Annotated in this window: 9 protein-coding genes; 3 read left to right on the top strand and 6 right to left on the bottom strand. The window is 71.8% G+C overall.

Going from position 1 to position 14,056, the window contains the following annotated elements; translation table 11 throughout:
* Positions 1-128: 128 nt before the first annotated feature.
* Entirely contained in the window at positions 129-2,384 is a 2,256-nt protein-coding gene (locus tag G3I77_RS23405) for a lipopolysaccharide biosynthesis protein (RefSeq protein WP_374386346.1), read from the bottom strand.
* Positions 2,377-3,636 (bottom strand): DegT/DnrJ/EryC1/StrS family aminotransferase, encoded by a 1,260-nt coding sequence (locus G3I77_RS23400; protein WP_282573786.1) that lies wholly within the window; start codon positions 3,634-3,636, stop codon positions 2,377-2,379. The genes G3I77_RS23405 and G3I77_RS23400 overlap by 8 nt, the downstream gene beginning before the upstream one ends.
* Positions 3,637-3,946: 310 nt before the next feature.
* Here G3I77_RS23400 and fahA point away from each other — a divergent pair, with 310 nt between their 5' ends.
* The 3 genes from fahA (at position 3,947) to G3I77_RS23385 (ending at position 6,521) form a co-directional block, all read left to right on the top strand.
* Complete coding sequence (gene fahA / locus G3I77_RS23395) at positions 3,947-5,158, top strand: fumarylacetoacetase (RefSeq protein ID WP_248506813.1); 1,212 nt, start codon at positions 3,947-3,949, stop codon at positions 5,156-5,158.
* A 218-nt stretch (positions 5,159-5,376) separates the two neighbouring features.
* On the top strand, positions 5,377-6,315 hold the full coding sequence (locus G3I77_RS23390; RefSeq protein WP_248507010.1) for a M56 family metallopeptidase: 939 nt from the start codon (positions 5,377-5,379) through the stop codon (positions 6,313-6,315).
* A gap of 20 nt (positions 6,316-6,335) precedes the next feature.
* Entirely contained in the window at positions 6,336-6,521 is a 186-nt protein-coding gene (locus G3I77_RS23385; RefSeq protein ID WP_248506810.1) for a hypothetical protein, read from the top strand.
* Between the two features lie 44 nt (positions 6,522-6,565).
* Here the strand turns inward: G3I77_RS23385 and recQ are convergent, their stop codons facing one another.
* The 4 genes from recQ to nuoL all read right to left on the bottom strand — a co-directional run bounded on the left by recQ (position 6,566) and on the right by nuoL (position 14,044).
* A complete protein-coding gene (gene recQ / locus G3I77_RS23380; protein ID WP_248506808.1) occupies positions 6,566-8,638 on the bottom strand; it encodes a DNA helicase RecQ in 2,073 nt (690 codons plus the stop codon).
* Positions 8,639-8,907: 269 nt separating this feature from the next.
* Complete coding sequence (nuoN, locus tag G3I77_RS23375) at positions 8,908-10,557, bottom strand: NADH-quinone oxidoreductase subunit NuoN (protein WP_248506806.1); 1,650 nt, start codon at positions 10,555-10,557, stop codon at positions 8,908-8,910.
* Positions 10,554-12,125, bottom strand: coding sequence for an NADH-quinone oxidoreductase subunit M (locus G3I77_RS23370; protein ID WP_248506804.1), 1,572 nt, complete (start codon positions 12,123-12,125; stop codon positions 10,554-10,556). The genes nuoN and G3I77_RS23370 overlap by 4 nt, the downstream gene beginning before the upstream one ends.
* 5 nt (positions 12,126-12,130) lie before the next feature.
* Complete coding sequence (gene nuoL / locus G3I77_RS23365; protein ID WP_248506802.1) at positions 12,131-14,044, bottom strand: NADH-quinone oxidoreductase subunit L; 1,914 nt, start codon at positions 14,042-14,044, stop codon at positions 12,131-12,133.
* Between the last annotated feature and the right edge of the window lie 12 nt (positions 14,045-14,056).

Genomic DNA, 14,056 nt, shown 5'->3' with positions numbered 1-14,056 from the left:
GGGTGTGGGTTCCGGCGTGGATCTCTCCCTCGGTGTGACTGGCGGACGCACGGTGGTTCCCCCCTGGCGGTTGCTCTCTTCGGCTCTGTTCGGCCCTGAGCCCGGATCGGTCCCGGCTCCGGGTTTGATCAGTCGCGGGGTCGGCCGCTCGGTGGTCCGTCGGCCGTTCGGTCGGCTATGGAGGCGGTGGAGCGGGAGTGCGTCCACGCCGACGCGGCGCGGTGGAGCAGCAGGAGCAGCGTGACGGCGACGAGCAGGGGCGGCGCGACCGGTGCGAGCGCGTCGCGCCACACCCAGCCGCCGACCGCGACGAGATACAGAACCCCCCAGCGCCCCGGCCACGTCAGCCGACCCCCCGCGCTCGCGAGCAGCAGCCCCAGCGGTACGAGACACAGCAACTGGCAGACCGGTGGCGCCCAGCGCAGCAGCGGCTCGGGCCCGTCGAGCCCCACCGCGTCCGCCAGGAAGCCGGCCGTCTTCTCATACAACGCCCCGTCCACCGGCCGCGGTTCCCGTCCGAGGGCGACCGGTGCGGCGTACAGGGCGAGCAGGGCGGCGCCCAGCGCTGTGCCGGGGAGCCACGGGTCGCGCCGGGTGCTCAGCGTGACGGCGGCGACGAACACCACGAGCAGCAGGCCGCCCGCGGTGAGCGACGGCAGGGGCAGCCCCTCCAGCAGCTGACGCCCGGTCAGAGCCGTTTCCCGGGCGCCGTCGAGCCACGGCAGGTCCCGCAGTGGCGCCCAGAAGAACACGACGGCGACACCGAGCAGGCTCCAGAGGGCGCCCCGCAGCCGCCGCTCCTGCGGCTCCTGGTCCGGTTCCGGCTCGTGGGGCGGTGGTTCCCGGGTCGGTCCGTCGGGCCGCACGATCAGCGCGAGCGTGTCCGCCTGCAGCGCCTCCCGTTCGTATCCGGGGCGCCCGATGAACAGCGTGACCGTGTCCTGGTCGCCGTCCCTGGGCTGGTAGGCGGCGCGGCGGGCCCAGGTCGTGCCGTACCCGGCGGTGGCGTTGAGTTTCGCCCAGCGCGTGCCGTACGAGGGGTCGGCGGGTGTACGGACGGCGGGTGCGCCGGCGTCGTGGCGCAGGGCCGCGCGCAGCCCGGCCGTGGCGACGACGGCGATCAGCGTCATGCTCAGCAGCACCGCCCAGCCGGCGCCCGCGATCCCGGACGGGGTGAACAGCATGGCCGCGCTGCCCAGCACCAGGGCGCACATGCCCCCTTGGAGAGCGGCCAGCACACCGGTGCGCCCCTGGACGCGCAGCACGCCGATGTACAGCTCCACCACGATCCGTGGCAGGGCACCGAGGGCGAGCAGCCGCAGCACGGTCGAGCCGTGCTCGGCGTAGTCCGGGCTGAAGGGCGTGAGGATCTGCGGGGCGAACACGACCAGCACCAGCACGACCGGGACCAGCAGCAGCGTCATGCGCCGCAGGGCGCCCCGGACGCCGTCGGCGAGCTGGCGCGGGTCGTGCGAGGCGTGCGCGGTGAGCGACGAGGCCATGTTGATGGCCATGAACTCCATCGTGCCGCCGACGGTGTAGGCCACGTAGAAGTAGCCGTTCTCGGCGGCGCTGAAGCGGACCGCGACCATCACCGGCAGCAGGTTGATCATCGCCAGGCTGAACAGCGCGCCCAGCGAGTCCCCGGCCAGGAAGCGGCCCATGTCCCTGATTTTCGGGGGTTCTTTGTCACCCTCGGCCTCCGCCTGGCGCGGGATGAGGCGACGGAAGATCAGCCAGCCCAGCGGCAGGGTGGAGAAGGCGATCGCCACCGCCCAGGAGACGAAGATGCCGAGGACGGGCAGCGTGCCGGCGAAGACGGCCAGAAGGGCCAGCTTCCCGACCGAGAAGACCGCGTTCCCGGCGGGCACCCACTCCGCCTTGCGCAGTCCGGTGAGCACCCCGTCCTGGAGGGTGAGCAGCGCCCAGGCCACGCAGGCCGCGACGAACACCGCACCCGCCACGGGTGTGCCCAGGGGGGCGTAGGACGCTCCCCACGCGTCGAGCGTGAGCAGGAAGACGGCGGCGGCGAGCGCCACGACCAGCGAACTGGCCACGTACGTGCCCCACACCAGACGCCCGGTCTCCCGTCCCGCGCGCGGGACGAAGCGGACGACGGCGCCGATCATCGTCGTCGCCGTGATGCTGGCGAGCAGCCGCATCGCGGCGATCGCGGCCGAACCCTGGCCGACGGCCTCCTCCGTGTAGTAGCGGGCGGCCACCAGCCAGAATCCCAGGCCCAGTACGGCGGAGACGCCGGTGCTGAGCATGAGGAAGTAGGCGTTCTTGAACAACGAGTCGTGGGTGTGGTCGCTGCCGGCAGCCTTCGGTCCGCCGCCGTCGGTGCGCGCGGCGGCGGGCTCGTGCACCTGGATCTCAGCCACGGGACTGTCCCAGCCCTCCCGGTGTCGGCCTGCTCCCGGGCAGTTCTCCCGGCGCCTGGACCGGTCGCGCCCCGGACCGCTCCAGCACCTCGACGACCGTCCGCGCCCGCAGGGGGTCCACGGGCAGCGCGTGCCGCGCGAACCAGCGGGCCGCCTCGGGAGCCGGTGAGGGGTCGGTGAACCGCGCACCGGCGTAGTCGTCCAGGGGCGGGTCGTAGAGGTAGCCGACGACGATGCCCTGTCGCGCCAGCGCCGCGATCGCCGCGTCCCGGTCGGCCACGAACAGCGGGACACGGAACAACGGCTGCGTCCCGTGGCCGTCACGCGGCTTGGCCCAGGGCGTGGACAGCAGCAGCTCCGTGCCCGCCCGGCAGGCGTCCAGCACGTCGTCCAGCCGGTCGAGCCCCCGCCCGATGCGCCGCAGCCGCAGCCGGCCGGACTCCAGGCGGTAGTCGTGCATGTCGACGCGCACCCACGGGTGGTGGGCGTCGAGCCCGGGCGTCTCGCGGGCGGCGAGGGCGAGTTCGTCCGGGCGCAGCGGCATCCGGATCTCCTCGCGGTCCGCCAGCCCCAGCAGCCGGATCGCGGACCAGGCGGCACGCCGCAACCGCAGCCCGCGCACCGCCGCCTCCGCGTACGGCCGGACCAGGTAGGCGAGTTCGGCGCTCGCCCGGCGCGGCGCGAGCAGCCCCGCGCAGGTCTTCACCACCGCTTCCCGTAACCCCGGGTCGGCGAGCGAGAGCACGCCTCCGGCATGGGCCCCGACGTGCTTGGACAGGCTGAACGCGGAGGCCTCGCCCCACGCCCCGACCGGCCGGTCCCCCACCCGGCTGCCGATCGCGTGCGCCGCGTCCTCGAACAGCGGGATCCCCAGCGCGTCGCACTTCTGCCTCAGGCGCGGCGCCGGGTCCGGGTTGCCGTACAGGTTCGTCGTGAGCACGGCCGACACCGAGCCCCACACCTCGTCCGGCACGGCATCGATGTCGATGGACGCGTCGAGCGGGTTCAACGGCGCCTGCACCGGGCGCAGTCCGGCCGCGAGCACGACGAAGAAGATCACGTCGTCGTTGACCGGCGACATCAGCACCCGTCCGCCGGGCGGGCACCAGTGGCGCAGCGCCACGTACAGCCCGAAACGGCACGACGGTACGTACACACATTCCCGGCCGAGCCGGACGCGCATGGTCTCTTCCAGCCGCTTCGGCTGTGCACCACGCCGCACCGAACCCGGACCGGCCTCCCCTATGGCCATCCGCCCCCCAGATGTGCCGTGGGAAAGCCCCCTCCCCGAGGCCTTCCGGCACCCGCCCAGAGTCGCCCCGTTCGCACCGCTCCGTCAAGATTGCGTCGCGTCCTGTGGATAACTTCCGGCTCGTACGAATGTGCCGTCCCGTCCGGACCGCCGGAGTCGCCCCGTCCGGTCCCACCGGGGCCCACCTGCCCCGTTCGTCCGTCTCCGGCTCCTCGGACTCTGCCCAGGACCGGCGTGTCACCCGTAACGTGTGGCACGACCACGAATACGTGGCGACGACATGGCACACCCGAAAGCGAGGCAGCACCCGATGCCCCCCTTCGATGTCCCCGAGGGCGACCCCTTCGGCCCGCACAACCTGCCGTACGGCGTGTTCTCCCTGCCCGGCTCGTCCCATCGGAGGGTGGGCGTCCGGCTCGGCGACCATGTGCTGGACGCGGGCGCTGCGGCCCACGCGCTCGGCTCGCCGTACGCCTCCCTGCTCGCGCAGCCGACCCTCAACCCGCTGCTGGCCGCCGGTCGCACGGCCTGGTCGGACGTGCGCCGGGCGCTGACCGCCTGGGTGACCGTGCCGTCCCACCGCGAGACCGTCGCACCCCTGTTCCACCCCCTGGCGTCGGTGACCCTGCACCTGCCGTTCGAGGTCGCGGACTACGTCGACTTCTACGCCTCCGAGAACCACGCCCGGAACGTCGGGCGGATCTTCCGCCCCGACGCCGAGGACTCCCTCACCCTCAACTGGAAGCACCTGCCCATCGGCTACCACGGCCGCTCCGGCACGGTCGTCGTCTCCGGCACGGAGGTCGCACGGCCGTCCGGCCAGCGCAAGGCCCCCACGGACGCCGCTCCCGTCTTCGGCCCGTCCGTCCGCCTGGACATCGAGGCCGAGGTCGGCTTCGTCGTCGGTGTGCCCTCCCGGATGGGCGCGCCGGTGGCCCTCGGCGACTTCCGCGAGCACGTGTTCGGGCTGTGCCTCCTCAACGACTGGTCCGCTCGGGACATCCAGGCCTGGGAGTACGTGCCCCTCGGCCCGTTCCTCGGCAAGTCCTTCGCCACGTCGGTGTCGGCGTGGATCACCCCGCTGGACGCCCTGGAGGAGGCCCTCGTGGCGCCCCCGGCCCGGACGCACGGGCTGCTGCCGTACCTGGACGACAGCGACGAGGAACCCGGCGGCTACGACCTGCGGATCAGCGTCGCCGTCAACGGCCACGTCGTCTCCGAACCGCCCTTCTCCACCATGTACTGGACGGCCGCCCAGCAGCTGGCCCACATGACCGTCAACGGCGCCTCCCTGCGCACCGGCGACCTGTACGGCTCCGGCACGGTCAGCGGCCCGGCGGAGCGGGAGCGCGGCTCCCTGCTGGAGCTGACCTGGAACGGCAGCGAGCCGCTCGAACTCCCCGACGGCAAGCGGACGTTCCTGGAGGACGGCGACGAGGTGACCCTCTCGGCGTGGGCCCCGGGGCCGAACGGCGTGCGAGTGGGTCTTGGCGAGGTGACGGGACGGGTGGTCCAGGGCTGACGACGGTCGCCCAGGGGCCGGCCGACGGTCGCCCCTCCGGTCCCTTCTGTTGCCGTTCGGCCCCTGACGCACACCGCCCGGCCCGTCATACTGGGCGTGGGGCGGTGTGCCCGCACGTCCGCCGCGCTCGTCGTGGTCACCGGTGCGCACGGCGGCCGCCCTCCCCCCGCACGACCCGTAGCCGCCCCTCTTCCGACGAGGAACCGGAGCCCGTGGCCATGACCGTCTGCCTGCTCTTGCTGAGTGCCGTCGCCGTGACGGCCGCCGTCCCCGTTCCCCGTGCGCTGACCCGGGCCGCGTGGCCCGAGCGGGAACCGGTGGTCGCGCTGTGGGTCTGGCAGTGTCTGGTCGCCACCGTCCTGCTGGCGTGCGTGACGGCGCTGTCCCTGGGCGCCGCCGCCGTCTTCGGCACCGTCCGCGCCCAGCTCTTCGCCCCGGCCCCGCCGGCGGTGACCGCGGCGTACGACCTGTCCGCCGCCCCGCCGTGGGCCGTCGCCCTCACCCTGCTGCTGGCCTGTGGCGCCGCCTGGACGACCGCGATGCTCGCGCGGGAGCTCGTCGAGGCCCGTCGGCGCCGCGCCCAGGCCCGCGCCCACCTGCGTGAGCGCGCCCCCGACCTGCCGGCCGGCCTGCCCGCGGCGCGGGGTCCGCTGCTGGTCCTGGAGGACGAGTACCCGGACGCCTGGTGGATGCCCGGCAGCCCGCCCCAGTTGATCGTCACCACGGGCGCCCTGCACCGCCTCACCGGCCACCAGCTCGACGCCGTCCTCACCCACGAGCGGGGCCACGCCCGGGCCCGCCACGACTGGCTGCTGCACCTGTCCACCGCCCTGGCCACCGGCTTCCCCCGCATCCCGCTGTTCGCCCACTTCTGCGACCAGACCCACCGCCTGGTCGAACTGGCCGCCGACGACACCGCCTCCCGCCGCTGCGGCCACCTCACGACGGCCCTGGCCCTGATCGAGCTCAACCAGCACCGCGGCGTCCTGTCCTGCGCCTCCAGCCACCGCCTGCTGGGCGAGCGGGTCGACCGGCTCCTGGAGCCGCCGCCCCGGCTGGGCCGCCGGCACCGGGCCCTGACCACCACGACGGCCGCGCTCGTACCGCTGCTGCCCCTGCTGATCGCGTTCGCCCCGGGCCTGACGGCGCTGTCGTAGCCGAGCCGGGCGGACGGTCGGTGGCTGTCGTGGCCGAGGCGGGCGGACGGCCGGTGGCTGCCGTGGCCGAGGCGGGCGGACGGCCGGTGGCTGCCGTGGCCGAGGCGGGCGGACGGCCGGTGGCTGCCGTGGCCGAGGCGGCCCGGCGGGCGGTAACCGCCGTAGCCGGGGCGGCCCGGCGGGCGTACGCGGGACGGGCGTTGTGATCAGGCCGGCTCCCGGATCCGTTTGACCTCGCCGGAGCCCGGCGCTATATCCAGTCGTCGGGCTCCGGCTCCGCGTCCATCTCCGGCCAGTGGTCCGGCTCACCCGCGTCCTGACCGGGGGCGTGGGCCGGAGCCGGGCCGGACGCCTGGGCCGGGGCCGAGTCGCCCGCAGGAGCCGAGCCTGCCGGTCCGCCCAGCGAGGCGAGCACCTCCAGCACGCCCTCCCCGTACGTGGCGAGCTTCTTCTCGCCGACCCCGCTGATCCCGCCGAGCTCCCCCACCGACGACGGCCACGCCATGGCGATCTCCCGCAGTGTGGCGTCGTGGAAGATCACGTACGCCGGGACGCCCTGCTCACGGGCCTGCTCGGCACGCCAGGCGCGCAGCGCCTCGAAGGCCGGCAGCAGCTGCTCGGGCAGCTCGGCGGCAACGGCCTTGCCCTTGCGCTCGCCCCGTCCGGAGCCCGCGGACGAGGACCCCGACCGGGAGGTCACCGGCTTCTTGGGCTCCTTGCGCAGCGGCACGTCCCGCTCCCGCCGCAGCACCGCCCCGCTGGCCTCGGTCAGCACCAGCGTGCCGTACTCGCCCTCCACGGCGAGCAGCCCCTGGGCGAGCAACTGCCGGATGACGCCCCGCCATTCGCCCTCGGTGAGGTCCTCGCCGATGCCGAACACGGACAGCTGGTCGTGGTCGAACTGGATGACCTTGCCGGTCCGTTTCCCCAGCAGGATGTCGACGATCTGCACCGCGCCGAACTTCTGCCCGCGCTCCCGCTGCAGCCGGACCACCGTCGACAGCGCCTTCTGCGCCGCGATGGTGCCGTCCCAGGTCTCCGGCGGGGTGAGGCAGGTGTCGCAGTTGCCGCAGCCGGACGGGTCCGGGTCCTGGCCGAAGTAGGCGAGGAGCTGGCCCCGGCGGCACTGGGCCGTCTCGCACAGCGCCAGCATCGAGTCCAGGTGGGCCTGGGCCCGGCGCCGGAAGGCCTCGTCGCCCTCCCCGGACTGGATCAGCTTGCGCTGCTGTACGACGTCGTTCAGCCCGTAGGCCATCCAGGCCGTCGAGGGCAGCCCGTCACGGCCGGCCCGGCCCGTCTCCTGGTAGTAGCCCTCGACCGACTTGGGGAGGTCGAGGTGGGCGACGAAACGGACGTCCGGCTTGTCGATGCCCATACCGAAGGCGATGGTCGCCACCACGACCAGGCCGTCCTCCCGCAGGAAGCGGGACTGGTGGGCGGCGCGCGTGCCCGCGTCCAGGCCCGCGTGGTACGGCACGGCCTCGACGCCGTTGCGGCTGAGGAACTCGGCGGTCTTCTCCACCGAGTTGCGTGACAGGCAGTAGACGATGCCCGCGTCGCCCGCGTGCTCCTCGCGCAGGAAGCTCAGCAGCTGCTTCTTGGGGTCGGCCTTGGGCACGATCCGGTACTGGATGTTGGGCCGGTCGAAGCTCGCCACGAAGTGGCGGGCCGTCGGCATGTTCAGCCGCTCGGTGATCTCCTGGTGCGTCGCGTGCGTGGCCGTAGCCGTCAGCGCGATCCGCGGCACGTCCGGCCAGCGCTCGCCGAGCAGGGACAGTGCCAGGTAGTCGGGCCGGAAGTCGTGGCCCCACTGGGAGACGCAGTGCGCCTCGTCGATCGCGAAGACGGAGATCTTCCCGCGGGAGAGCAGATCGAGCGTGCTCTCCAGCCGCAGCCGCTCGGGCGCCAGGTACAGCAGGTCCAGCTCGCCGGCGAGGTACTCGGCCTCGACCATCCGCCGCTCGTCGAAGTCCTGCGTGGAGTTCATGAACCCGGCTCGCACGCCCAGCGCCCGCAGCGCGTCCACCTGGTCCTGCATCAGGGCGATGAGCGGGGAGACGACCACTCCCGTACCCGGCCTGACCAGGGAAGGGATCTGGTAGCACAGCGACTTGCCGCCGCCGGTCGGCATGAGCACGACGGCGTCGCCGCCCGCCACGACATGGTCGATGACCGCTTCCTGCTCGCCGCGGAAGGCCCCGTAGCCGAAGACGCGGTGCAGCGCGGCCAGCGCCTCGCTCGCGTCGGCGCCGAGGGGCCCGGCGGGGCCGCTGCCCGCGTCGATCCCGGCCCCGGTCCCGGTCACCGCGTCCAGTTCCGTCATCACACCCGTCCCGCCCGTAGCGCCCATCATTGCGTCCCCCGTGCGTCGCGCCTCGACCACTGCGTCCACCATAGGCGCCCGTACCGACAGCCCCGGAGTTATCCACAGGCCCGCCCGGTACAGCTCCGCCAAGGACACGAGCGTCGTTCACACGTTCGCGGGAGACCTGTCCGTTTCCGGCCGATGGCCTGAAGAAACCGCGACCCCCATGACAGCGGCCCGGCTCTCCGAGAGGGAAGCCGGGCCGCTGTCTCACAGCAGGAGCGGTGTCAACGGACGAACACGCCCGCCTGCCCCGCCAGATCCAGGAAGTACTGCGGCGCCACACCGAGTACCAGCGTGACCGCCACACCCACCCCGATCGCCGTCATCGTCAACGGCGACGGCACGGCCACCGTCGGGCCCTCCGGCCGCGGCTCGCTGAAGAACATCAGCACGATGACGCGGATGTAGAAGAACGCCGCGATCGCCGACGAGATCACACCGATCACGACGAGCGGAGCGGCCCCGCCCTCCGCCGCCGCCTTGAACACGGCGAACTTCCCGGCGAACCCGGACGTCAGCGGAATGCCCGCGAAGGCCAGCAGGAACACGGCGAACACCGCCGCCACCAGCGGGGACCTGCGCCCGAGCCCCGCCCACTTGGACAGGTGCGTCGCCTCGCCCCCCGCGTCGCGGACGAGTGTGACCACCGCGAAGGCGCCGATCGTCACGAACGAGTACGCCGCCAGGTAGAACAGCACCGACGAGACCCCGTCGGGCGTGGTCGCGATGACACCCGCGAGGATGAACCCGGCGTGGGCGATCGACGAGTACGCCAGCAGCCGCTTGATGTCGGTCTGCGTGATCGCGACGATCGCACCGCCCAGCATGGTGACGATGGCCACCGCCCACATGACCGGCCGCCAGTCCCAGCGCAGGCCCGGCAGGACGACGTACAGCAGCCGCAGCAGCGCGCCGAACGCCGCCACCTTCGTCGCCGCCGCCATGAACCCGGTCACCGGCGTCGGCGCACCCTGGTACACGTCCGGCGTCCACATGTGGAACGGCACCGCGCCCACCTTGAACAGCAGGCCCATCACCAGCAGCGCGGCGCCGATCAGCAGCAGCGCGTCGTTGCCCATGGTGTCGGCGAGCGCCGGGTTGACGTCCTGCACGGTGCCGTCGACGACCTGCGCGATCGTCGCGTACGACATCGAGCCCGCGTAGCCGTAGAGCAGGGCGATCCCGAACAGGGTGAACGCGGAGGCGAAGGCGCCGAGCAGGAAGTACTTGACCGCCGCCTCCTGCGACATGAGCCGCTTGCGGCGGGCCAGGGCGCACAGCAGGTACAGCGGGAGGGAGAGGACCTCCAGCGCCACGAACAGCGTCAGCAGGTCGTTGGCCGCCGGGAAGATCAGCATGCCGGCGACGGCGAACAGCAGCAGCGGGAACACCTCGGTGGTGGTGAACCCGGCCTTGACCGCGGCCTTCTCGCTCTCGCTGCCCGGCACCGACGCGGCCTGCGCGGCGAAGGAGTCGACGCGGTTGCCGTGCACCACCGGGTCGAGGCGCCGCTCGGCGAAGGTGAACAGGCCCACCAGGGCCGCCAGCAGGATCGTGCCCTGCAGGAACAGGGCCGGCCCGTCGACGGCGATCGCGCCCATCGCCGCGATGTGCGCCTTGGTCGTGCCGTACCCGTCGGCCGCGAGCGCCACGACCGCCGCGAAGGCGGCGGTGAGCGCGACGACGGACACGAACATCTGGACGTAGTAACGGGACTTGCGCGGTACGAACGCCTCGATCAGGATCCCGATGATCGCCGCACCGACGATGATCAGGGTGGGGGCGAGCTGCCCGTATTCGATCTTCGGCGCGTCGATCTTCGAGATCGGGTCGGCCGCCGTTGTCCACAGGCTGTGGACAGCTGATGCGCTCACTTGGCCGCCTCCACCTCGGGCTGGGGGTCCTTCTGCTGGACGTCGGACATGGTCTGCTTGACCGCCGGGTCGATGATCTGCGTGACGGGCTTCGGGTAGACGCCCAGGAAGATCAGCAGGACGACCAGCGGGGCGACGACCACGAGCTCTCGCACCCTGAGATCCGGCATCGCGGAGACCTCCGGTTTCACCGGGCCCGTCATCGTCCGCTGGTAGAGGACGAGGGTGTAGAGCGCGGCGAGGACGATGCCGAAGGTGGCGATGATGCCGACCACCGGGTAGCGCGTGAATGTGCCGACCAGGACCAGGAACTCACTGACGAACGGCGCCAGTCCCGGCAGGGAGAGGGTCGCGAGGCTGCCGATCAGGAACGTGCCGGCGAGCACCGGGGCGACCTTCTGCACTCCGCCGTAGTCGGCGATGAGCCGCGAGCCGCGCCGGGAGATCAGGAAGCCCGCCACCAGCATCAGCGCGGCCGTCGAGATGCCGTGGTTGATCATGTAGAGCGTCGCCCCGGACTGGCCCTGGCTGGTCATCGCGAAGATGCCCATGATGATGAAGCCGAAGTGGGAGATGGACGCGTAGGCGATCAGACGCTTGATGTCCCGCTGGCCGACCGCGAGCAGCGCTCCGTAGATGATGCTGATCAGGGCGAGGACGAGGATGGCGGGCGTGGCCCACTTGCTGGCCTCCGGGAACAGCTGGAGGCAGAAGCGGAGCATCGCGAAGGTGCCGACCTTGTCGACGACCGCCGTGATGAGCACGGCGACCGGGGCGGTGGACTCCTGCATGGCGTTGGGCAGCCAGGTGTGCAGCGGCCACAGCGGCGCCTTCACCGCGAACGCGAAGAAGAAGCCGAGGAACAGCCAGCGTTCGGTGCCGGTCGCCATGTCGAGCGTGCCGCCCGCGCGGGCCTCGGCGATCTCCTGGAGCGAGAAGTTCCCGGCGACCACGTACAGGCCGATCACCGCGGCCAGCATGATCAGTCCGCCGACCAGGTTGTAGAGGAGGAACTTCACCGCCGCGTACGACCGTTGCGTCGCCGCCGCCTTCTCGCCGTGCTCGTGGGCACGGTCCCCGAAGCCGCCGATGAGGAAGTACATCGGGATCAGCATGGCTTCGAAGAAGATGTAGAAGAGGAAGACGTCGGTGGCCTCGAAGGAGAGGATCACCATCGCCTCGACGGCGAGGATCAGCGCGAAGAAGCCCTGCGTCGGACGCCAGCGGCTGCTGCCGGTCTCCAGGGGGTCGGCGTCGTGCCAGCCCGCGAGGATGATGAACGGGATCAGTAGCGCGGTCAGCGCGACCAGCGCCACCCCGATGCCGTCCACGCCCAGTTCGTAGCGGACGCCGAAGTCCGCGATCCAGGCATGGGACTCGGTGAGCTGGTAGCGGTCGCCGTCCGGGTCGAAGCGGACCAGGACGGTGATCGCCAGGACGAGCGTGGCGAGCGAGAAGAACAGCGCCAGCCACTTGGCGGCGGTGCGCTTCGCGGCCGGTACGGCGGCCGTGGCGATCGCCCCGACGGCCGGGAGGACCGCTGTCGCTGTCAGCAGAGGAAAGGACATCGGTATCAGACCGCCCTCATCAGCAGGGTCGCGGCGACGATGACCGCCGCGCCCCCGAACATCGAGACCGCGTAGGAGCGGGCGAAGCCGTTCTGCAGCCTGCGCATCCGCCCGGAGAGGCCGCCGACCGAGGCCGCCGTGCCGTTGACGACGCCGTCGACCAGGGTGTGGTCGACGTAGACCAGGGACCGCGTGAGGTGCTCGCCGCCGCGGACCAGGACGACGTGGTTGAAGTCGTCCTGGAGCAGGTCGCGGCGGGCGGCCCGGGTGAGCAGCGAGCCGCGCGGGGCGACGGCCGGGACCGGGCGGCGGCCGTACTGGGCCCAGGCGATGGCGACGCCGATGACCATGCACGCGACGGTCGCGCCGGTGACCACACCCGCGCTGATCGGCGGGTTGCCGTGACTGTGCCCGGTGATGGGCTCCAGCCAGTGCACGAAGCGGTCGCCGATGCTGAAGAACGCACCGCCGGCCACCGACCCGACGGCCAGCACGATCATCGGGATCGTCATGACCTTGGGCGACTCGTGCGGGTGCGGTTCATTGCCCTTCTCGTCGGGCTGCCAGCGCTTCTCACCGAAGAACGTCATCAGCATCACGCGCGTCATGTAGAACGCCGTGATGGCCGCGCCGAGCAGGGCGCAGGCGCCGAGGATCCAGCCCTCGGTGCCGCCCTTGGCGAACGCCGCCTCGATGATCTTGTCCTTGGAGAAGAACCCGGACAGGCCCGGGAAGCCGATGATGGCCAGGTAACCGAGGCCGAAGGTGACGAAGGTGATCGGCATGTACTTCCGGAGACCGCCGTACCTCCTCATGTCCACCTCGTCGTTCATGCCGTGCATGACCGAACCGGCGCCGAGGAACAGCCCGGCCTTGAAGAAGCCGTGCGTCACCAGGTGCATGATCGCGAAGACGTAGCCGATGGGGCCGAGGCCGGCGGCGAGGATCATGTAGCCGATCTGCGACATGGTCGAGCCGGCCAGGGCCTTCTTGATGTCGTCCTTCGCACAACCGACGATCGCACCGAACAGGAGCGTCACCGCACCGACGATGGTGACGACCAGCTGTGCGTCGGGGGCGCCGTTGAAGACGGCCGCGGAGCGGACGATCAGGTAGACGCCCGCCGTCACCATGGTCGCCGCGTGGATGAGGGCCGAAACCGGGGTCGGGCCCTCCATCGCGTCCCCGAGCCAGGACTGCAGCGGCACCTGGGCGGACTTGCCGCAGGCGGCGAGGAGCAGCATCAGCGCGATCGCGGTCAGCTTGTCCTCACCGGCGGCACCGGCGAGTCCGGCCTCCCCGTGGCCGCCGAGCACCGGCCCGAAGGCGAAGGTGCCGAACCACAGGAACATCAGCATGATCGCGATGGACAGGCCCATGTCGCCGACGCGGTTGACCAGGAAGGCCTTCTTCGCGGCCGTGGCGGCGCTGGGCTTGTGCTGCCAGAAGCCGATCAGCAGGTAGGAGGCGAGACCGACGCCCTCCCAGCCGACGTACAGCAGCAGGTAGTTGTCGGCGAGGACGAGGATCAGCATCGCCGCGAGGAACAGGTTCAGATAGCCGAAGAAGCGGCGGCGCCGCTCGTCGTGCTCCATGTACCCGACGGAGTACAGGTGGATCAGGGATCCGACGCCCGTGATCAGCAGCACGAACGTCATCGACAACTGGTCGAGCTGGAAGGCGACGTCCGCCTGGAAGCCCTCGACCGGGATCCAGCTGAACAGGTGCTGGCTCATGACGCGGTTCTCGGCGTCCTGGCCCAGCATGTCGGTGAACAGCACCAGGCCGAGCACGAAGGAGACGGCCGCGAGCAGGGTGCCGATCCAGTGGCCGACGGCATCCAGCCGGCGTCCGCCGCACAGCAGGACCGCCGCTCCGAGCAGGGGCGCCGCCACCAGCAGCGCAATGAGGTTCTCCACGATTCTTCCGAC

The organism is Streptomyces sp. D2-8 (assembly GCF_023184515.1).
Taxonomy (GTDB): domain Bacteria; phylum Actinomycetota; class Actinomycetes; order Streptomycetales; family Streptomycetaceae; genus Streptomyces.
This window is presented reverse-complemented; position numbering and strand designations above follow the sequence as displayed.